Source organism: Delftia tsuruhatensis NBRC 16741 (assembly GCF_001571325.1).
Classification (GTDB): Bacteria; Pseudomonadota; Gammaproteobacteria; order Burkholderiales; family Burkholderiaceae_C; genus Comamonas; species Comamonas tsuruhatensis.
This window is the reverse complement of sequence record NZ_BCTO01000048.1, coordinates 60787-80862: the sequence shown is the minus strand read 5'-3', so window position 1 is coordinate 80862 and position 20076 is coordinate 60787. Positions and strand designations below refer to the sequence as shown.

The following is a 20076-nucleotide window of genomic DNA, read 5'->3' as shown; positions in this document are numbered from 1 at the left end:
TGGGGATGGGATGGCAGTCGCGGACTGGTGCGGCCCCGGATCATCGCATGCCCTCCACCCGCCACCAGCGCGGCAGCAGCGCCTGCACCTCGCCGCGCCGATAGCGGTCGTCGATGAGAAAGACCACGCCGCGGTCGTGCTCGCTGCGGATGACGCGGCCTGCGGCCTGGACCACCTTGCGCAGGCCCGGGTAGAGGTAGCTGTAGTCATAGCCCTTGTCCGCGCCGAACTGGCGTTCCATGGCGCGCTTCATCTCTTCGTTCACGGGATTGACCTGGGGCAGGCCCAGCGTGGCCACGAAGGCGCCGATGAGGCGCTCGCCGGGCAGGTCCACGCCCTCGGAGAACGCCCCGCCCAGCACGGCAAAGCCCACGCCCTGCCCGGCTTCGGTGAAGCGGGCCAGGAAGGCCGCGCGGCCCTCCTCGTCCATGGACGGGGTCTGCAGCCAGACCGGCAGATCGGGATGGGCGCGCTGCAGGCATTCGGCCACGCGCTGCAGGTAGTCGAAGCTGCTGAAAAAGCACAGGTAGTTGCCGGGCCGGCGCGCGTACTGCGCGGCCACGAGGTCGGCGATGGGCCGCAGCGAACGGTCGCGGTCGCGGTAGCGCGTGGAGATGTGGCCGGCCACCTGCACATCGAGCTGGTCGGCCTGGAAGGGCGAGTCGGCCTCCAGCCAGTGCGTGCCTTCGGGCAGGCCCAGGATGTCGCGGTAGAAGTGCGGCGGGCTCAGCGTGCCCGAGAACAGAACCGAGGCATGGGCCGCCGCATGGCGTGCCGCCAGGTGGGGCGCGGGCACCACGCAGCGTATGCACAGCGTGGAGGCCGGCGTGCGACGGGGGCCTGAGCGCCCGGGCAGCAGGTGGACATCGAACAGCGCATGGCCGCCGAACTGCTCGGCCAGCGCCATGAACTGCAGCGCCTCCCAGTAGAAATCCAGCACCGGGTCGCCGGGCAGCATGGGGCTGTCGGCATTGGCGTCGGCGATGGCCGCCACGGCGCGCTGCACGGCGCCCAGCAGGCCTGCGGGCACTTCCTCATGGGCCTGGTAGCTGGCGGTCTGTTCCCTGTTCAGCGCGCTCCAGCTGCGGCTGAGCCGGTCCAGCGCCTTGCGCACGGCACCGGTGGCCGACTTGCGGGCGGCCGCCAGGGCGAACTGCGACAGCTCGGCCGTGTACATGCGGCGCGCGCGCTCGAGCAGGTTGTGGGCCTCGTCCACCAGCACGCCCACCTTCCATTGCTGGGCCTGGGTGAGCGCGTACAGCATGGCGGCGCTGTCGTAGAAGTAGTGGTAGTCGGCCACGACCACGTCGCTCCAGCGCACCAGTTCCTGGGCCAGGTAGTAGGGGCAGATGTCGTGCGCCAGGGCGACGGCACGCACGGCAGGCGGGTCCCAGGGCGCCTGCTGCAGCGCAGCGGCGCGCGCGGCGGGCAGCCGGTCGAAGAAGCCGCGCGCCAGCGGGCAGGAGTCGCCGTGGCAGGCCTTGTCGGGATGCTCGCAGGCCTTGTCGCGCGCCAGGATGGCGAGCACGCGCAGCCTTGCGGGTGGCGCGGGCGGCGTTGGCTGGTGCTGCTCGGCAATCTGCCGGTTCACGCTGGCCAGCGCCTGCAGCGCCAGGCCATGGCCCGTGCCCTTGGCCGTGAGGAAGAACAGCCTGTCCAGGCCCTGGTCCGGCATGGCCTTGAGCATGGGGAAGATGGTGCCCAGCGTCTTGCCGATGCCCGTGGGCGCCTGCGCCATCAGGCACTGGCCACCCTGCTGCGCGCGCGCCACGCGGTAGACGGCCACGGCCAGCTCGCGCTGGCCCGCGCGAAAGCCCTGCATGGGAAAGCGCAGCGCGGCCAGCGCCGCCTCGCGCGCCGTGCGGTGGGCGGCCTCGCTGCGCGCCCAGTCCAGGAACAGCGCGCATTGCTGCTCGAAGAAGGCGCGCAGCGTGGCCGCGTCTTCCTCCTGCACCAGCACGGTTTCCTCCGAGTTGCCCACGTTGAAATACACCAGGGCCACGCGCAGCCGCTGCAGGCCGCGCGCCTGGCACAGCAGATGGGCGTAGATGCGCGCCTGGGCCCAGTGCAGGGCGCGGTGGTGGGCGCGCACGCCCTCGATCTGGCCGCGGTAGGTCTTGATTTCCTCGAGCTGGCCAGCCCCGGCGTCGAAGCCGTCGGCGCGGCCGCGCACGCGCAGGTCGCCGTACTCACCGGCCAGGCTGATCTCGGTCTCGTAGTCCTTGCCCCTGCGCGACTGCACCAGGCTGTGGCCGGCCATGCCCTCCAGCGCGCTGGGCGCGGGCGTGAAGCGAAGGTCCAGGTCGCCCGCGCGCGCCGTGAACTCGCACAGCGCGCGCACGGCCACGGTGTAGCTCACGCGGCCTCTCCCAGCGGCTGGCCGCGCCACTGGACATGGCACACGCGCACGGGAATGCCGTGCTCGGCACAGTACTGCAGCCAGCGGATCTGGTTGTCCTGCAGCTTGTCGCCGGGGGCTTTGGCCTCGACCAGTTCGTAGCGGCGCTCGGCCGGCCAGAAACGCACCAGATCGGGAAAGCCCGTGCGGTTGGCCTGCACGTCACGCAGCAGCCGCGCAAAGAACAGCTTGAGGTGGGCGGCCGGAATGCAGTCCAGCGCCAGCGCCAGCAGGGGCGCGCTCAGCGTGCCCCAGAACACGAAGGGCGACTGCAGGCCCTGCTTGTCGGCATGGCGCTGCACGATGACCTCGCGCCAGCTGCCATCGTCCAGATGCGCCAGGCATTCCTCGAACAAGGCTGCGCGGCGCTGCACGAAGTCGGGCGCGGACAGGTCGGCCGGGCCGCTCTGGAACGGGTGGAAGAAAGCGCCCGGCAGCGGCGCGAAGATGGCCGGCCAGCACAGCAGGCCGAACAGCGAGTTGATGAGCGCGTTCTCCACGTAGAACACGGGCGCGGCGTCGCTGTGCCAGTGGTCGCGCAGCACGTATTCGACCGATGCGGGCCGGGCCGGCAGCTCCAGCTCCACGTCCATGCGCATCTGCGCCACCACGGGCGCCAGCGCCGCCGCACGCCCGCGTGCGCCCTGCCCCAGGCTGCGGCGCAGGCGCGGCAGCATGCGCGCCACGCGCTGCAGTTCCTCGTCGCTCTCGGGCTGGGCCTGGGCGGCCTGGGCCAGCGCCATGGCATCGGCAAAGCGCTCCATGCGCTCGTACACACGCATGCGCCGGTGGCGGGCGCCGGGGTAGCGGCTTTGCGCATAGGCCTGCTCGGCACGCTCCCAGTCCTGCATGCGCTCGCAGGCCTGGCCTATGCGCAGCAGCACCTTGGCGCGGCGCTGCTCCAGCCAGGCATTGCCGCTGGCGCAGCCGGCCACCTGCTGCAGCAGCGCATCGATCTCCACGCCCTCATCCAGCGCCGCGCGGCAGGCCTGCAGGGCCAGGTAGCCATCGACATCGTCACGCGACTGGAAGGCCCGTGACGCCGCATCGAAGGCCACGGCCTCGTAGCGGAACACGCCCAGGTCGGCCAGCACGAATTCCGACCAGTCCTGGTAGAGATTGCCGAAGAACATCAGCCGAAAGCGCTCGCACAGCGCACCCACCATCACGCGCCAGGCGGCTTCGCCGGCTGCGACGCCCTGGGGCTGCCATTGCGCATAGGGCCTGGGTGCCTCATGCAGGGGCTGCAGGGCCTGCAAAAGCTCGGCCTTGCGCAGGCCTGAGTGAACGGGTGCGCCTGCGAACAGCTGCAGCAGCTCGGGCTTGGTGTGCAGCGCAAACAGCTCCTCCAGCGCCATGGGGTGGTCCGCGTCCAGCCAGCCCAGCTCCAGCAGGGGCGCGGCCGCGTCGGCAATGGCGGGAATCTCTTCGTACACCAGCTTGCCGGCCCGAAACCAGGGCCCGCGCCGCATCAGCAAACGCACCATCAGCGCCTGCGAGGGCTGGGGCAGCTGCGTGAAACGGGTGAGGAATGCCTGCTCGGGCGCGTCCAGCAGATCGCCGTAACGCTGGCCAATCCAGTCCAGCGCGCGCTGGAAGTTGTGCAGGTAGTAGAAGCGGTGGGGAGGGAGCATGGGCCTGGCAGATCGGGCAGCCAGGCCGCTCGAAAACTGTATCTTTATACAGTCATCATATCAAACCCGGTAGTGCTCACTTCGCGCAACGGACTTGCCCCGGGCAGGCTCATCCGGCCAGGAAGCCGCCGTCGGTCGCCAGGCAGTGCCCGACCACAAAGGCCGCCTCGTCCGACATCAGCCAGACGACGGCCGTGGCCACCTCCTGCGGATGGCCCATGCGCCGCAGCGGCAGGCCCGCCGCCACGGCATGCATGTCGGCAATGCCTGAGCCCAGCATCATGTCCGTGACCACGCGGCCAGGGGCAACGGCATTGATGCGGATGCCGCGCGGCGCGTACTCCATGGCGGCGGCGCGGGTCAGCGACAGGGCCGCCGCCTTGGAGGCGCCGTACAGCGACAGGCCCGGGTTGGGATTGCGTATGCCGCTGACGCTGGTGTTGTTCACGATGGTGCCGCCGCCCGCGGCCAGCATGGCCGCCAGTTCATGGCGCATGGCGTGGAAGACCGCACGCACATTCGTGTCGAAGACCTGGGAGAAGACCGCGTCATCCTGCTCGGCCAGCGCGGCACGCCGCTCCTGGAAGCCCGCATTGTTGAAGGCCGCGTCCAGCCGCCCGAAGCGCGCCACGGCCTGCTCCACCACCGCTGCCATGTCCTCCTGCCGCGTTGCATCGCAGGCCAGGAAAAGGCCGTCCGCCCCCCGCTGCCGGATTTCCTGCTCCAGCTCCAGGCCCAGCTCACGGCGGCGCCCCGTGACCACCACGGCGGCGGCGCCCTCCTCGGCCATGCGCAAGGCGGTGGCCCGGCCTATGCCGCTGGTGGCACCCACCACCAGGCAGACACGCCCTCGGAGCCGCCCCGATGGTGCAAGGGCCGGCAGGGGGCCGGCCAGTTCCAACTGACGCTGCTGCATGTCCATGGCGATGTTCCTTCGAAATTTAGTTGCATGGTACAACCAATAGACTAAAAACACCATCCAGGCAAAGCCGGTGCCATCCCGCGCGGCTCACTTGCAGGGATGCGCCATTGGATGCAAACTTGCTTCAACATTGATGCAATGAGGCCTGCCATGAGAACCACGGTCACCATCGACGACGCCTTGTACGAGGAAGCGCTGGAGCTGGCGGAGCCAGAAATGGACAAGGCCGACCTGTTTCGCGAAGCCATCAAGACTTTCGTGAGAGTTCAGGCGGCCAAGCGTCTGGCCGCGCTGGGAGGCTCCGCACCGGACATGCGGGAGATTCCCCGTCGCCCACAGGGCATCGAGCCATGAATCCCGTTCTGGTCGATACCTCGGTCTGGATCGATCACTTCAGGCAGGGCAATCCTCACCTGGCGCAGTTGCTGCAGCAAGACATGGCGCTCATGCATCCCCTGGTGCTGGGTGAACTGGCTTGCGGCACGCCACCGGCACGCGCACGCACGCTCGCGGACCTTCAGCGGCTCAAGCCTGCCCGGCAGGCCAGCATGCGCGAAGTGCTGGCCTTGATAGAGCGCGAGCAACTCTTTGGTCTGGGCTGCGGTCTGGTGGACATCACGCTCCTGGCCTCGGCACTCATGTCTTCAGGCGCCAGCCTGTGGTCGCTGGACAAACGCCTGCACGCGCTGGCCCAGCGGTTTGGCATTGCCTGCCGGAGCGTCCTGCCGTAAAGCAGGCTTCCCTGTTTCTCGAATGGCTGGCACGGCGCACAGCACTCGCGCGGGTTCGCACAAGCGCGCGACACGCGCTAGAAATCCGGCCTGCGCATCCTCGACAAGGCATCCTGCCGATTGGCGGCTCCCAGCTTGCGGTAGATGTTTTCCAGGTGCCGCTTCACCGTGCCTGCACGCAACTCCAGCATGGTGGCGATTTCTGCGTTGGTGTTGCCGTTGGCGACCCATTGCAGCACTTCACGTTCGCGCGGGCTCAGCACGTCGGCAGCTGGCGAGCCCGGTGAGAGCGCCTGCCATGCCGCCTGGCTGATTCGCTGCTGCTGGCTCAGGCGCCGCCACTGCGCCTGCGCATGCGGCCCCAGCAAGGTCAGCGCCATGCGCTCCGCCGCGGTGTAGCCGCGCGAGGCGCGTGTGACATTGAGGGTCAGCATCGCGCCGTGGCCCAGTTCCACGTCCAGCGCGAGTCCGTCCTGCTGGCCCACCTGGGAGTAGGCCTGGGCATAGAGCGCCGTCCTCTGCCATTGCCCGCGAGTCAGCAGGTCGGAAATGCTGGCGGCCTGCGTCTGGCGCTGCCGATACAAGGGGTTGTCGGCCAGATGCCGGTGCACCGCAGCGTTGACTTCGGAGGAAATGGCCCGCACCGGATCGTAGGCCGTGTAGCCACGGACTTCCGCAATGCCGGAGAAATCCACCACCCGAATGTCACCCGGCACCACCAGGCGCAGCGCGTGCAGCAAATGCGTGGCCAGCGCGTGCAGATCGGGCGCGCCGTGCACCGCGAGGATGGCCTGATTGAGTTGCCCCAGTTGCTGCGTTGACAGGGTCATGTCGCGAAATCCAATGGCGTGCTCGAGGTGCTGGCGATAGGTGGGCCGGCTGAGGCCGCATTTTCAGGCCTGCGATGTGCCGTCGGCACATTTTCACGATCTTCGCAGAAAGCTAAGGTCACGCGGTCCGCAACAACAGCGCGCGGGTCTGCCCGGGACACGCAGCGCAACGGGAGGAACCGTGCACGCTTTTCTTCACAGACCCCTTCGACGCCTCCGGCTTCTGGCAGTGCCTGGCGCGCTGTGCAGCCTGCTGGCACTCAATGGCCAGGCCGCGACCATCGTGGTCAATACCACGGACAACACGCCCGGTGCAGCGGACTGCAGTCTGAATGAGGCATTGACCAGTGCCCAGATGGATGACGGCAGTTGGGGCAACGGCGCATGCATATCGGGCAATGGCGCGGACACCATCGTGTTCGACCCGGCCGTCTTTCCGGCAGGCAGCCTCACCGCCATTGCATTGGCAGGCCATTCCATCGACCTCAACTTCACCACCTCGGACATCACGATCGACGGGGACCAGCGGGTGGCGCTCGATGGGGGCAATGCCTCCCGCCTGGTGTCGGCCCAGGGCAGCGGTGTCCAGCTCACGCTGCGCGGCCTGACACTGCGCGGCGGGCTGACCACCGCCGGTGAAGACGGCGGTGCCATCTACCTGGACAACGGCGTCACCCTGCGCCTGGAGCGCAGCGTGGTGCAGGACAGCACGGCCGGCATCAACGGCGGGGGACTGTACAGCCGCGACAGCACGGTGACCATCGTGGACAGTGTGTTCAGCGGCAACCAGGCAGGGGGACAGGGCGGTGCCATCTACAGCACGGGCAGCGGCTCGCTGACGGTGGAGCGCAGCCGCCTGTCCGGCAACACGGCCCGCACGCTGGGCGGGGGCCTGCGCAGCGGGGTGCCGACCACCATGACCGACAGCACCGTCACCGGCAACGTGCTGGTGTCTCCGGGCTCGGGTGCCGGCGTCTCGTTCACGCTCACCCGCCCCCGCACACTCCACGGCAACCAGATCACGAACAACGCGCCCGGCAACAACTGTGGCGGCGAAACGTTCACGGGGACGGGCAATCGCTACTGGCCGGCCAGCGATACCAGTTGCCCGGCGGCGGCAGGTGCCATCGCCAAAGCGCCGCAGGCCATCACCTTCACCACGGCACCACCGGCCGGCGCACGGGTGGGGGATACCTATGACGTGGCCGCCGTCGGAGGCGCCTCGGGAAACCCCGTCATGTTCGCCGTGGATGCATTGACCGCGGCGATCTGCAGCGCCTCCGGCAGCACCATCCGCTTCCAGGCCGCAGGGACATGCACGATCAACGCCAGCCAGCTCGGCGATGCGGACCATGACGCGGCTACGCAGGCGGTGCAGATGGCGGCGGTGGGACAGGGCCCCTCCCGTGTCACGCTGACCTCCAGCGCCAATCCCTCGCGTTCCGGGCAGTCGCTGTCCTTCTCCGTGGTGGTCGCACCCGATGTCTCCCTGGGCACCGCTGCCGTCCCCACGGGAACGGTCGAAATCCTGGCTGGCGGCCTATCGCTGGGCACGGCAGGTTTGTCCAATGCCAGGGCCATCATCGCCACCACCCAACTGACGGCGGCCGGCCCGCATGCCATCGTGGCCCGGTACGGCGGCGATGCGAACTATCTCGCCGCGGACAGCGGCGCATGGGCCCAGACCGTGGAGCCCGCAGCCCCGGCCCCGGCAACAGCCACCCCCGTGCCCGCGCTGGGCCCCTGGGGAGTGCTGCTGTGCGCCGTGCTGACGGGATGGGCAGGACTGCGGCTGCGCCGCGTGCACGGCACCTGATGCGGCACCTGATGCAGCACCTGATGCCACCGCCTGCCCGCAGGCCTCAGGCCAAATGCATCCAGCGCTGGTGCAGCCACCGAGCCGCATGGTCCAGCGCATAGCCCAGGGCACCGATCAGCACCACGGCGGCCATCAGCTCCGAATACGCCAGGCGGTCGCGCGTGTCGAGGATGAAGTAGCCCAGGCCGGCCGATACGCCCAGCATTTCCGCGGGCACCAGCACGATCCAGATGATGCCGATGGCCAGGCGCACGCCGGTGAGGATCTGGGCCGTGATGCCGGGCAGCACCACGCGCAGCACGGTCTCGGTGCGCGTGGCCGACAGGCTGCGCGCCAGCAGCAGCCAGTTGCGGTCCAGCTGGGCCACGCCGGCCGCCGTGCTCAGCAGGATGGGCCAGACGGCGGCGAAGGCCAGCAGGAAGTACACGGGCGCGTCGCCCACGCCCAGCACCATCACGGCAATGGGCATCCACGACAGCGGCGAGATCATGCGCAGGAACTGGAACACGGGCGAGAACGCCTGCGAGAACCCGCGCGACAGGCCCACCAGCACGCCCAGCGGCACGCCGACCACGAAGGCCAGCAGCAGGCCCACGGCCACGCGCTGCAGGCTCAGCAGGGTGTGCATCCAGATGTCGGCGCCCGTCAGCAGCTGGCCCAGCGCCTGCAGCGAAGGCCAGGGCGCGAAGGCCGCAGCCACGGGCGTGCTGCGCGCCAGCAGCGCGCCGCCCACCCACCACAGGGCCAGGACCAGGGCCGCGCCCAGCAGCGGCAATCCAATACGTCGCAACACCTGGATCACACCACGATGGTTTCACGGCGCGAGAAATCGGCCGGAATGCCGAAGACCTGCGGGCCGCCCACGGCCTGGATGGCCTTGCGCACGAAGCGGTCGTCCACCAGGTCGGTGGCCGCGAACCTGGGCTCCAGCTTGTCGAGGAAGCGCGTGTCGCCCTCGACCTTGGTGGCCTTGATGGCGCGCACCAGCTGCTCGGTGTACGAGGGATAGGGATAGGGCTGGAAGTCGATGCGCCGCTGGTGCCAGCCCTTGTTGACGACCACGCCGCTGGCCTCGTAGCTGGCGTAGTCGGTGGCGGCCAGCACCTTGGACAGCGTCTGCTGCGGATGCGGCGTATAGCGGCGCTCGCCCGTGCTCGACAGCAGGCGCGCGGCGGCCAGGCGGTTGTCGCGCGTCCACAGCTGGGCCTTGACCACGGCATTGGTCACGCGCTGCGCCCATTCGGGCTTGTCGGCGATATCGCGCTCGGCCAGGAAGGTGACGCAGCAGGCGTGGTCCTTCCAGACATCGCCCGAGAAGCGCAGCATCTTGCCCACGCCCGCGATCTCGGCGGCGGCATTGAAGGGCTCGGCCACGATGAAGCCCGCGATCGACTTGCCGGCCAGGGCCGAGACCATTTCGGCCGGTGCCAGCACGACGAGGTTGACCTCGTTGGCCGCAATGGCGCCGCCGCGCGCCCGCGTCACGGCCGTGAGGCCGGCCTTGCGCAGCACGTCCTGCAGCAGGATGTTGTGGATGGAGTACCAGAACGGGATCGCCACGGTCTTGCCGCCCAGGTCCTGCACCTTCTGGATCTCGGGCAGCACGGTCAGGCCCGAGCCGTTGACGTGGTTCCAGGCCACGATCTTGGCGGGGAACTTGGCGCCGTAGCGCACCCACAGCGTGGAGGGCGTGAGCAGGTGGATGACGTTGACCTGGCCCGAGACGAAGGCCTCGACGATCTGGGCCCAGGAGCGGAACAGGCGCGGCGCCTCGGCCTTGAGGCCTTCGGCCTCGAACAGGCCGTTGCCGTGGGCCACCAGCAGCGGCGTGGCGTCGGTGATGGGCAGGTAGCCGATCTTCACGGGCTGGTCATCGCCCTTGAAGGCCTGGGCGCGCGCATCGCCTGCGGCCAGCAGCGGCGCGGCCACCGAGGCCGTGGCCAGCGCGCCCAGGCGCAGCATGTCGCGCCGCGTGAGGCCGCAGCCGCAGTCCGACGAGGCGCAGATGTGGGTGTAGGAAGGGTGGTCCTGGAAGCTCATGCGAAAGACCTTTCAGAAGAGCATGGTTGAAGTCGAAGAAATGGCGGATCTGCAGGCGGATCGGCAGGCGGGCAGGCAGGCGAGCCGGATCAGGCCTGGGCCGCATGGCGCACGCCGTGCAGGGCCGAGAGGATGTCCAGCCGCAGCGCGGTCACGGCGGCGGCCTGGTCCTCGCGCGGGCGCGCAATGTCCACGCGCCATTCGCGCACGATGTGGCCGGGCCGCCCGCCCATCAGCAGGATGCGGTCGCCCACGAGGATGGCCTCGTCGATGTCATGCGTGACCAGCAGCGCCGCCGTGTGCCAGCGGTGGACCACGTCCACCATCAGCTCCTGCATCTCGGCGCGCGTGATGGCGTCCAGGGCCGAGAACGGCTCGTCGGCCAGCAGCAGCTGCGGCTCGCGCGCCAGGGCACGCGCCAGGGCCACGCGCTGGGCCATGCCGCCCGACAGCTGCGAGGGGTAGAGCGCGCCGCTGCCGCCCAGGCCCACGGCCTGCAGCGCCTGCTCCACGCGCTGGCGGCGGGCCTCGGCCTCCAGCTTCGGCTGGCGCTCGAAGTCCAGGCCGAAGCCCACGTTGCGCCGCGCGTCCAGCCAGGGCAGCAGGCTGGGCTGCTGGAACACGAAGCCCGCGCGCGGGTGCGGCGCGGTCAGCGGCTGGCCGAGGAACTGGAGCTCGCCCCGGCTCCAGGCGCCGCCGTCCGGCGATTCGAGGCCGCCGAGCACGCGCAGCAGCGAGGACTTGCCGCAGCCGCTGCCGCCGAGCAGGCAGACGATCTCGCGCGGGGCAATGCTCAGGGAGATGTCCTCGAACACGGCCTTGCCGGGCGCATAGCCAAAGCCCGCGCCGCGTGCCTGCAGCACGGGCGCGGGAGCGTCAGGGGAGAAAGCTTCCGTCTGGGTCATGAACTGGTGGTTGCCAGGGCCGCGCCAGCCAGCGCACCCTGTAGCTGCGTGACGCTGGGCGTCACGATGGGGATGAAGGCCGCCTCGCGCCAACGGCGCGCAAATCCCAGCGGCTGGTCGCGATGATAAGCGCGCCCGCCGCTGGCGTGCAGCTCCAGCTGCAGGGACTGCTGCACGATGTCGTTCAATTCCAGGCGCAGGCGGAACAGGGCTTGAGGTCGGTCAAGAAAACGCCCGTCGGACAGGCCCGCATGCAGCGTGGCCGTGGCCAGTTCCAGCACGTGGCGCTGCTGCTGCAGCGGGCCGCCCAGCACATCGCGCCCGGCGCCGGCACGGGCCGAGGCCGCCGCCAGCGAGGCGCGCGCCAGGCCGATGCACAGCCCCAGCTGCAGGCCCATGAAGGCGGGCCGCACGCGCGGCAGGAAATGGTTGGCGTCGGCATGGATCACATCGGCCGGACCGATCTGCAGCCCCTCGATGGACAGCGCCGCCGTATGGCTGCCGCGCAGCGCGATCAGGTCCAGGTCGGCGCTGCGCTGCAGGCCCGCCGCATCGCCGGGCAGCGCGGCCACGAAGGGCTTTGCACCGTCGCTGCGCGAGACGGCAACGGCCACCACGAAGCGACCCGGCGGCACCAGGTTGGTGGCCCAGGGCACGCGCCCGCGCAGTGCAAGGCCGTCGGCGCCGACAGCGCCGCCAGTGCCGACGGGCGTGGCCTCGACCTGCAGGGCCTCGATGCCGCCCAGGTACTTCATGGCGTTGGACAGGCCCGTGGCGCCCGCCTGCGTGCCCTGCAGCAGGCCCGGCAGCCAGCGCTGGCGCAGCGCCGCGTTGGGCGACTGCAGCAGGTATTCGACAAAGGCGCGCTGCGCCCAGAACACGAAGCCCGCCGTCAGCGAATGCCCGGCCACGCCGGCAATGGCCTCCAGCGCATCGCCCAGGCTGCCGCCCTGCCCGCCCTCGGCCACGGGCACGCCCAGGCCGAACAGGCCGTGCTGCGCCAGCCGGGGCAGCACTTCGTGCGCATGCGCGGGGCCTTCGTCCAGGGAGTCGGCATGGGCGTCCAGCCACTGCCGCAGCGAATCAGCCAGCATGTGCGCTCTCCTGCGGTTGTCGGAACTGTTCGGGCAGATAGGGCTGCAGCTGCGGGTTGACGGGGCTTTGCGCCAGGCTGTTGGCAAAGTTGCACAGCGTGGCCAGGCTGATGCCCAGCACCACCTCCAGCGCCTGCTGCTCGCTCAGGCCGGCCGCATGGAAGGCGGCCAGGGCCTCGTCGGCGACGGCGCCGCGCGTGGCGATCACGGCTTCGGCAAAGCGGCGCACGGCGTCCAGGCGGGGCTGGCCCGTGTCGCGGCCGTCCTGCAGCGCCACCACCTCGGCCTGGGTCAGGCCGGCCTGCTTGAAGGCCAGCTTGGTGTGGCCGGCCACGCAGAAGTCGCAGCCATGGATGCGCGCCGCCGTGATCTGCACCACCTCGCGCTCGGCCAGCGTGAGCTGGGCGCGCGCGTTGATCTGGCCCACGGTCACATAGGTCTCCAGCGCCTGGGGCGAGTTGGCCAGGATGGCGATCAGGTTGGGCAGGAATCCGTTGCCGGCCAGGGCGCGCTCCACGAAGGGGCGGCTGGCTTCAGGGGCGGTTTGCGGGGTGTGCAGGGTCAGGCGTGCCATGGTGCTTTGCAGGAATGAAGGAATGCCTTCATGATCGGCCGCGCCCCCCTTGCCATCAATGCCGCCGCGTCGCGGATTTATGCCCGAACGTGTCAACCCGCAGGCAGATGCGGCGGGCCCGGATGGCGGCTCAGCAGCAGCGTGCCTGCGCGCGCTGCCAGGCGCCGGGCTGCTCGCCCATCACGCGCTTGAAGGCGCGCGAGAAAGCCGCGTAGGACTCGTAGCCCACGGCCTCGGCCACCTGGCCTATCGCCTCGCCCTGGGCCAGGCGGCGCGCGGCCAGCTGCATGCGCAGCAGCAGCAGGAATTGCTGGGGCGGCTGGCCGCAGGCCTCGGCGAACTGCCGAAAGAACGTGGCGCGCGACAGGCACACGCGCGCGGCCATGTCGGCCACGCTCCAGTTGCGGGCCGGCTCGCGCAGCAGCTCGGCCACCAGCGGCGCAAAGCCCGGCCGGCGCAGCAGGCTCCAGATGCCGCGCGCCCGCGCATCGCCATGCGCGAGCTGGCGCAGGCCGTAGAAGAACAGCAGGCCCACCAGCCGGTCCATCACGGCCGAGGGCTCGGTGCCCGTGCGCAGCGCCTCGGCGCGCATCAGGTCGAACAGCATGGAGGCGCCGCTCATCGCATGGTCGTCGCCGCGCAGCACCAGGTGGTCGGGGAAGGCATCGACCAGCAGGCCGCGCATGGGCCCCTCGAAGGTGAAGAAGCCGCAGGCCAGCGCCGTCTCTCCGATGCCGGCATCGCCAGTGACGGCGCGCATGGCCTGCGGGGCGCAGGCCATGTCCGGGTCGGCATAGGGCGAGATGAAATGCGGCACATCGCGCGAGAGGAACACGCCGTCGCGCGGCTGCAGCTCCACCGAGGGCTGGCCCGGCAGGTGCAGCCAGCAGCGCCCGTCCAGGATCAGGTGAAAGCTGGCCCGCGCGCGCCCCGCCGTGGAGGCCCGCCAGCGCCCGCAGTACTGCCCCACATGGAACACGCTGGCGCGCCATTGCAGGCCGTTGAGCAGGCCGTCGATGACGCGATCGACCTGCGCTTCGGCCGCGCTGTCGGGGACTGGGTCGGGTAGCACGGTGCGGCGGTGAAAAAGCTGAGGCGGTGGAGGGAATGCGGCCGGCCAGTATCGCCACGATGCAGGCGCGGGGGAACGAATCTTTGGGCATATGCTTGTGCCCTTACCGATATCAGCGCGGCCCCACCCGGCCCCGCCCCGCACCCGGCCTCAGTCCGGCTTGATATCCGACTCCTTGATCACGGCCGACCAGCGGCCCACCTCCTTGGCGATCTGCATGCGCGCCTCGGCAGGCGTGGTGAAGGTGGGCATGGCGCCCTGGGCGACCAGGGCGTCCTTCACTTCCTGCTGCCCCATCACCTCCTTGAGCGCGCCGCTGAGCCGGGCGACGATGGGTGCGGGCGTGCCCGCAGGCGCCAGCAGGCCGAACATCGACGTCACCTCGAAGCCTGACAGCCCGGCCTCGGCCGTGGTGGGAATGTCGGCAATGGAGGGCACGCGCTGCGCCGTGGTCACGGCCAGGCCGCGCAGCCGCCCGCCCTTGATGAAGCCCTGCGTGGCGGGCAGGGTGTCGAACACCACATCCACCTGGCCGCCCATGAGGTCGTTGAGCGCGGGCGTGCTGCCCTTGTAGGGCACGTGCGTCAGCGGCACGCCGGCCTGCCGCTTGAACAGCTCGGCCGCCAGGTGCTGGGGTGAGCCATTGCCCGAGGAGCCGTAGTTCAGCCCGCCCGGCTTCGCTTTGGCCAGCGCGATGAACTCCGCCAGATTGGCCGACGTCACCGACGGCCCCACGGTGATCACCAGCGGCACGCGGCCCACCACGGCTATGGGCGCGAAGCTCTTGTCCATGGTGAAGCCCGCCGTGGCAGGCATGAGCACGCTGTTGATGGAATGGCTGGTCAGCGCGCCCAGCAGCAGCGTATAGCCATCGGGCCTTTCCTTGGCCACGGCCGCGGCGCCCAGGTTGCCGGCCGCGCCGGCCCGGTTCTCCACCACCACGGGCTGGCCCAGCGCCAGCGAGAGCCTTTGCCCCACCACGCGGCCGATCACGTCGGTGGCGCCCCCGGGCGTGTACGGAACGACCAGCTTGATGGGCCGGGCCGGATAGGCGCCGTCGGCCAGTGCGGGCGTGGCCAGGCCTGGGCCCAGCGCCAGCGAGGCCAGCAGCGCCGCAGCCAGGGCGGCGCGCCGGTTGGGCGCATGAATGCGACGGATGCGGGATGCAGCAACAACCATGGGTGTCTCCTCCTTTTGTCTTGTGTCGGAAAAACATGCCCGGCACGCACGCCGGGCACGGCTGCATGGTTGGCCAGATAGATTATTAATAATATAGGTGATAACGACGATAATAATCCGCGGCATCCGCCGCTATCCTGCCCCACGACAAGGCAGCGCCTGCCTTCCGACCCCGCCAAGACCCTCTGCAAAGCACCCCACCCATGACCGACCCCAAGACTCCCGATGGCGCTCCAGGCCATGACATCGCCCCCGCCGATGCGGCCACGGGCATCTCCAAGGGCCTGACCAACTACGGCGACCGCGGCTTTTCGCTGTTCCTGCGCAAGGCCTTCATCAAGGGCGCGGGCTACACGGACTCGGCGCTGCAGCGGCCCGTCATAGGCATCACCAACACGGGCAGCAGCTACAACCCCTGCCACGGCAATGCGCCCCAGCTGATCGAGGCCGTCAAGCGCGGCGTGATGCTGGCGGGTGGCCTGCCCATGGACTTCCCCACCATCTCGGTGCACGAAAGCTTCTCGGCGCCGACCAGCATGTACCTGCGCAACCTCATGTCCATGGACACCGAGGAGATGATCCGCGCCCAGCCCATGGATGCCATCGTGCTCATCGGCGGCTGCGACAAGACGGTGCCGGCCCAGTTGATGGGCGCGGCCTCGGCCGGCATCCCGGCCATCCAGCTGATCACCGGGTCGATGCTCACCGGCTCGCACCGCAGCGAGCGCGTGGGCGCCTGCACGGACTGCCGCCGCTACTGGGGCAAGTTCCGCGCCGAAGAGATCGACGCCGAAGAGATCGCCGACGTGAACAACCAGCTGGTGGCCAGCGTGGGCACCTGCTCGGTCATGGGCACGGCCAGCACCATGGCCTGCATTGCCGAGGCGCTGGGCATGACCGTGCCCGGCGGCGCCTCGCCCCCCGCCGTCACGGCCGACCGCATCCGCATTGCCGAGCAGACCGGCACCGAGGCCGTGCGCATGGCGCGCGGGGGCCTGACCATCGACAAAATCCTCACGCCCGCCGCCTTCGAGAACGCCATGCGCGTGCTGCTGGCCATCGGCGGCTCCACCAACGGGCTCGTGCACCTGGCCGCCATCGCGGGGCGCATGGGCTATGACATCGACCTGCAGGCCCTGGACCGCATGGGCCGCGACACGCCCGTGCTGCTGGACCTCAAGCCCTCGGGCGACCACTACATGGAGGACTTCCACCACGCAGGCGGCATGGCCACGCTGCTGCGCGAGCTCAAGCCCCTGCTGAACCTGGACGCCCTCACCGTCACCGGCCGCACGCTGGGCGAAGAGATCGATCGCGCCGGCCCCGGCTTTGCGCAGGACGTGGTGCGCCCGCGCTCCAACCCCATCTACCCGCAGGGCGGCATCGCCGTGCTGCGCGGCAACCTCGCGCCGGGCGGCGCCATCATCAAGCAGTCGGCCGCCCATCCCCGGCTCATGGAGCACGAAGGCCGCGCCGTGGTCTTCGAGAACGCGGCCGACCTGGCCCACCGCATCGACAGCGACGACCTGGACGTGACGGCCGACGACATCCTCGTGCTCAAGAACATCGGCCCCAAGGGCGCGCCCGGCATGCCCGAGGCCGGCTACATCCCCATCCCGCGCAAGCTGGCGCGGGCCGGCGTCAAGGACATCGTGCGCATCTCCGACGGGCGCATGAGCGGCACGGCCTTCGGCACCATCGTGCTGCACGTCACGCCCGAATCGGCCGTGGGAGGGCCGCTGGCCCATGTGAGGAATGGCGACCGCATCACGCTATCGGTGGCGCGCCGCGAGCTCACGCTGCAGGTCGGCGACGAGGAACTGGCCCGCCGCGCCCGCGAGCAGCCGGTGGCCGTGCCCACGGCCGAGCGCGGCTACCGCAAGCTCTTTCTCACCACCGTGAACCAGGCCGACCAGGGCGTGGACTTCGACTTCCTGCGCTGCGCCACCGAGCGCGGCACCATTCCCGGCCGGCGCGAATAGTCGGCGCAGGCGGTCAATTCGGACAAAATGGCGTCTTTGTCCCAACCGCTTGTCTTGATGGTCGTTGCCGCCCCATTGCCGATTTCCCTGGATGCAGAACCCGCGCCGGCACCGGACGCCCTGGGCGCCATGGTGGCCGCGCTGGAAGAGGACGTGGTCTTCGGCCGGCTGCACCCGCGCGAGCGCCTGGTGGAGGACGACCTCATGGCCCGCTTCGACGTCAAGCGCCATGTGGCCCGCGAGGCCCTGGCCGCGCTGGACCGCATGGGCCTCATCGAGCGCCGCAAGAACGTGGGCGCCCTGGTGCGCTCCTTCTCCACCCAGGAAGTGCAGGAACTGTACGAGCTGCGCGGCATGCTGGAAGTCGAGGCCGCGCGCAAGATCCCCCTGCCCGTTCCCCCCGAAAGCCTGGACCGCCTGACCGCCATCCAGCAGCAGCACGACGCCGCCGTGGCCGAAGGCAACGCGCGCCTGGTGTTCCGCATCAACCTGGCCTTTCACCAGGAACTGTTTGCGCTGGCGGGCAACGACACGCTGCACAAGGCCATCACCGAATACGCGCGCCAGACGCACCCCATCCGCTTCGCCTCCCTGGTCTCGGCCAACTACCGCGAGCGCGCACGCCAGGAACACTGGCAAATGATCGAAGCCCTGCGCGCCCAGGACCGCGACGCCCTGGTCCGCCTGTGCGCCGAGCACCTGCTGCCCTCGCGCGATGCGTATCTGAATGCGCAGTTGCAGCGGTTGTAGGCGAAGTCCTTAGCTGGGCGGGTAGTGCAGCCCCTCAGTCCCGAGCCGCCCTCAACCTCCCCCGGTACGCCGCAGGCGTCTCCCCGAACGTGCGCCGGAACAAGCCGATGAAGGCGCTGGCCGTGGCGTAGCCCAGGTCCAGCGCGATGTTCGTTACAGGCGCGCCGGCGGCCAGCATCTCCAGCGAGCGCATCAGCCGCGCGCGCTGGCGCCAGGCAGTGAAGCTGAAGCCGGTTTCCGAGACAAAGCGCCGACTCAGCGTGCGCGAGCTGACCGCGGCCCAGCGCGCCCAGGCCTCCAGGTCGCGGGCATCGGCCGGGTCGGCGATCAGTGCGCGGGCGATGCGCTGCAGGCGCGGGTCTGCGGGCAGGGGCAGGCCCAGGGGCTCCACGGGCAGGGTGCGGATCTCGTCCAGGATCACCGCCATCACATGGGCGCGGGCCTGGTCCGCCGAAGGGCCTGGTTGCACGGGCTGCGTTGTGGGCACGCCTTGCTGCCATCCCCAGCCGGCGGCGCGCAGCACGGCCTCGCGCAGCAGGCCCGAGGTGCGGATGGCGCAGGGCCGCTGCGGCAGGTCGGCGCAGGCCGGCTCCGCCACGTAGACGCTCCAGCCGTGGAAGGGACCATGGGAGCGGCCCGAATGCAGCTGGTGCGGCGGCAGCCACACGGCATGGATGGCGGGCACCACCCAGACCGCGTCTTCCACGCCCACCGACAGCAGCCCGCGCAGCGAGCCGAACAGCTGGCCGCGCGCGTGGCGGTGCGGCTCGGAGGCCAGCTCCTCGTCCTGGTTGCCCACGGCCGCGATCAGCACGGGGCCATCGGCACGGTTCACATGGCTGACCAGTTCAAGAATGGCATCGGGCATGGCGTCTTTGAGCTATTTGTTGGCCGATCCAGTCTACAGCCGCCAACGCCTTTGTTCTTACGCTTGTGCCATGCACACAGACAACACCGCCCTTGCAGACCCGCCAGGCCCGGCCATCGACCTGGACTCGCTCTACGCCGCCCCGGCAGAAAGAATCCAGAAGGCCGTGCGCGACCGCCTGTCCGACTTCCACGAGGCCTATCTGCGCCAGGCCAGCTTCTTTTGCCTGGCCACGGCCGGCGAACGCGGCCTGGATGCCTCGCCGCGCGGCGGGCCACCCGGCTTTGTGCAGGTGCTGGACGAGCGCACCGTGGCCTTTGCCGACTGGCCCGGCAACAACCGCATCGAATCCCTGCGCAACCTGCAGGCCGATGACCGCCTGGCCATGCTCTTCCTGTTCCCGGGGCTGGACATCTTCCTGCGCATCAACGGGCGCGGCCGCATCTCCACCGACCCCCATCTGCTGCAGGAGCTGAGCGAAGGCCGGGGCACGCCCAAGACCGCCACCGTGGTGCTGGTCGACGAGGTGCTGCTGCACTGCGGCAAGGCCATCCACCGCTCCGGCCTGTGGAACCCGTCAAGCCAGCTGGACCGCACCGCCCTGCCCACCGTGGGCCAGATGATGGCCGCCCTCACGCAGTTGGCCGATGCCACGGCGCCCGCCATGGATGCCGCCCAACAGGAACAGGCCGACGCCCACTACGCCCATGCGGTCAGGCACGACCTGTACTGATGCCCTGCTTTTTCCCAGGAACCATGACATGCTGATCGATACCTCCCGCTTTCCCCTGGTCTACCTGCGCGAGCATGCGGCGCAGAAGGCCCGCACCAACGAAGACGCATCGGCCGAAGGCCAGCTGGAATCCCTGCTCGACCAGGGCCGGCAATTCGTGCTGCTCACCGACCACCTGCCCGGCGACCACCCCGAGGAAAGCCACGAAGAACGCAAGCAGCGCGCCCTGTTCTTCAAGCGCAACCGCGAACGCATGCGCCAGCTGTGCCGGGGCATGGTCGTCATCACAGGCGACCGCGCCGTGCCCGCCGCCCTGCGCCTGGCCGTGCAAGGCATGGGCAAGGCGCTGGGCATGCGGGTTGCGTTCGTGCAGGGGGAGGATGAGGCGCAGGTCTGCTCGTGGGAGCTGCTTGGACAGGCGTGAAGGCGGGCCAGGCGGAGTGTGGGCACAAACAGACACATCTCCCTACAAGCTCCATACGGGGGAGTCGCATCGATAAAATTATTGGGAATCATTCTCATCCCGCATTCTCATCCCGTTTTTT

The 20076-nt window shown here is 69.8% G+C and carries 19 protein-coding genes; 7 read left to right on the top strand and 12 right to left on the bottom strand.

Going from position 1 to position 20076, the window contains the following annotated elements; all coding sequences use genetic code 11:
• Nucleotides 1-40 precede the first annotated feature (40 nt).
• The 3 genes from DTS01S_RS22380 to DTS01S_RS22370 form a co-directional block, all read right to left on the bottom strand.
• Complete coding sequence (locus DTS01S_RS22380; protein WP_061288928.1) at nucleotides 41-2359, bottom strand: helicase C-terminal domain-containing protein; 2319 nt, start codon at nucleotides 2357-2359, stop codon at nucleotides 41-43.
• Entirely contained in the window at nucleotides 2356-4032 is a 1677-nt protein-coding gene (locus DTS01S_RS22375) for a VRR-NUC domain-containing protein (RefSeq protein WP_061288925.1), read from the bottom strand. Before DTS01S_RS22375 ends, DTS01S_RS22380 begins: the two co-directional genes overlap by 4 nt.
• 109 nt (nucleotides 4033-4141) lie before the next feature.
• Nucleotides 4142-4954, bottom strand: coding sequence for an SDR family NAD(P)-dependent oxidoreductase (locus tag DTS01S_RS22370; RefSeq protein WP_043790988.1), 813 nt, complete (start codon nucleotides 4952-4954; stop codon nucleotides 4142-4144).
• Nucleotides 4955-5104: 150 nt separating this feature from the next.
• Here DTS01S_RS22370 and DTS01S_RS22365 point away from each other — a divergent pair, with 150 nt between their 5' ends.
• Nucleotides 5105-5308: a type II toxin-antitoxin system VapB family antitoxin gene (locus DTS01S_RS22365; RefSeq protein WP_016448366.1), complete on the top strand. Its 204-nt coding sequence runs from the start codon at nucleotides 5105-5107 to the stop codon at nucleotides 5306-5308.
• Nucleotides 5305-5685, top strand: coding sequence for a type II toxin-antitoxin system VapC family toxin (locus DTS01S_RS22360; RefSeq protein WP_016448367.1), 381 nt, complete (start codon nucleotides 5305-5307; stop codon nucleotides 5683-5685). The genes DTS01S_RS22365 and DTS01S_RS22360 overlap by 4 nt, the downstream gene beginning before the upstream one ends.
• 77 nt (nucleotides 5686-5762) lie before the next feature.
• On the opposite strand, the gene DTS01S_RS22355 is transcribed toward DTS01S_RS22360, so the two are convergent.
• Nucleotides 5763-6515: a helix-turn-helix transcriptional regulator gene (locus DTS01S_RS22355; RefSeq protein WP_043790986.1), complete on the bottom strand. Its 753-nt coding sequence runs from the start codon at nucleotides 6513-6515 to the stop codon at nucleotides 5763-5765.
• A gap of 229 nt (nucleotides 6516-6744) precedes the next feature.
• On the opposite strand from DTS01S_RS22355, the gene DTS01S_RS22350 reads away from it, so the two are divergent.
• A complete protein-coding gene (locus DTS01S_RS22350; protein WP_061288923.1) occupies nucleotides 6745-8331 on the top strand; it encodes an Ig-like domain repeat protein in 1587 nt (528 codons plus the stop codon).
• A 46-nt stretch (nucleotides 8332-8377) separates the two neighbouring features.
• On the opposite strand, the gene DTS01S_RS22345 is transcribed toward DTS01S_RS22350, so the two are convergent.
• The 7 genes from DTS01S_RS22345 to DTS01S_RS22315 form a co-directional block, all read right to left on the bottom strand.
• Nucleotides 8378-9136, bottom strand: coding sequence for an ABC transporter permease (locus tag DTS01S_RS22345; protein WP_174538922.1), 759 nt, complete (start codon nucleotides 9134-9136; stop codon nucleotides 8378-8380).
• On the bottom strand, nucleotides 9133-10374 hold the full coding sequence (locus DTS01S_RS22340) for an ABC transporter substrate-binding protein (RefSeq protein ID WP_016448371.1): 1242 nt from the start codon (nucleotides 10372-10374) through the stop codon (nucleotides 9133-9135). Before DTS01S_RS22340 ends, DTS01S_RS22345 begins: the two co-directional genes overlap by 4 nt.
• A gap of 89 nt (nucleotides 10375-10463) precedes the next feature.
• Entirely contained in the window at nucleotides 10464-11279 is an 816-nt protein-coding gene (locus DTS01S_RS22335) for an ABC transporter ATP-binding protein (protein ID WP_013800535.1), read from the bottom strand.
• Complete coding sequence (locus tag DTS01S_RS22330; RefSeq protein WP_061288921.1) at nucleotides 11276-12373, bottom strand: acyl-CoA dehydrogenase family protein; 1098 nt, start codon at nucleotides 12371-12373, stop codon at nucleotides 11276-11278. Before DTS01S_RS22330 ends, DTS01S_RS22335 begins: the two co-directional genes overlap by 4 nt.
• Complete coding sequence (locus tag DTS01S_RS22325) at nucleotides 12363-12947, bottom strand: carboxymuconolactone decarboxylase family protein (protein WP_061288918.1); 585 nt, start codon at nucleotides 12945-12947, stop codon at nucleotides 12363-12365. Before DTS01S_RS22325 ends, DTS01S_RS22330 begins: the two co-directional genes overlap by 11 nt.
• Before the next feature lie 130 nt (nucleotides 12948-13077).
• Nucleotides 13078-14019 (bottom strand): AraC family transcriptional regulator, encoded by a 942-nt coding sequence (locus DTS01S_RS22320; RefSeq protein WP_043795679.1) that lies wholly within the window; start codon nucleotides 14017-14019, stop codon nucleotides 13078-13080.
• A 150-nt stretch (nucleotides 14020-14169) separates the two neighbouring features.
• Nucleotides 14170-15198: a Bug family tripartite tricarboxylate transporter substrate binding protein gene (locus tag DTS01S_RS22315; protein ID WP_061288915.1), complete on the bottom strand. Its 1029-nt coding sequence runs from the start codon at nucleotides 15196-15198 to the stop codon at nucleotides 14170-14172.
• Between the two features lie 203 nt (nucleotides 15199-15401).
• On the opposite strand from DTS01S_RS22315, the gene DTS01S_RS22310 reads away from it, so the two are divergent.
• The gene (locus tag DTS01S_RS22310) at nucleotides 15402-17180 is read left to right on the top strand and encodes an IlvD/Edd family dehydratase (RefSeq protein WP_061288911.1); all 1779 of its coding nucleotides are present in this window, start codon (nucleotides 15402-15404) and stop codon (nucleotides 17178-17180) included.
• 57 nt (nucleotides 17181-17237) lie between these two features.
• Nucleotides 17238-17930, top strand: a complete 693-nt coding sequence (locus DTS01S_RS22305; protein ID WP_061288908.1) for a GntR family transcriptional regulator — start codon at nucleotides 17238-17240, stop codon at nucleotides 17928-17930.
• Nucleotides 17931-17964: 34 nt separating this feature from the next.
• Here the strand turns inward: DTS01S_RS22305 and DTS01S_RS22300 are convergent, their stop codons facing one another.
• Nucleotides 17965-18798 (bottom strand): AraC family transcriptional regulator, encoded by an 834-nt coding sequence (locus DTS01S_RS22300; RefSeq protein ID WP_017406574.1) that lies wholly within the window; start codon nucleotides 18796-18798, stop codon nucleotides 17965-17967.
• 70 nt (nucleotides 18799-18868) lie between these two features.
• Between DTS01S_RS22300 and DTS01S_RS22295 the strand changes: the two genes are divergently transcribed.
• A complete protein-coding gene (locus DTS01S_RS22295) occupies nucleotides 18869-19531 on the top strand; it encodes an MSMEG_1061 family FMN-dependent PPOX-type flavoprotein (protein WP_016452692.1) in 663 nt (220 codons plus the stop codon).
• A 28-nt stretch (nucleotides 19532-19559) separates the two neighbouring features.
• On the top strand, nucleotides 19560-19955 hold the full coding sequence (locus tag DTS01S_RS22290) for a hypothetical protein (protein WP_061288905.1): 396 nt from the start codon (nucleotides 19560-19562) through the stop codon (nucleotides 19953-19955).
• Nucleotides 19956-20076: the final 121 nt, after the last annotated feature.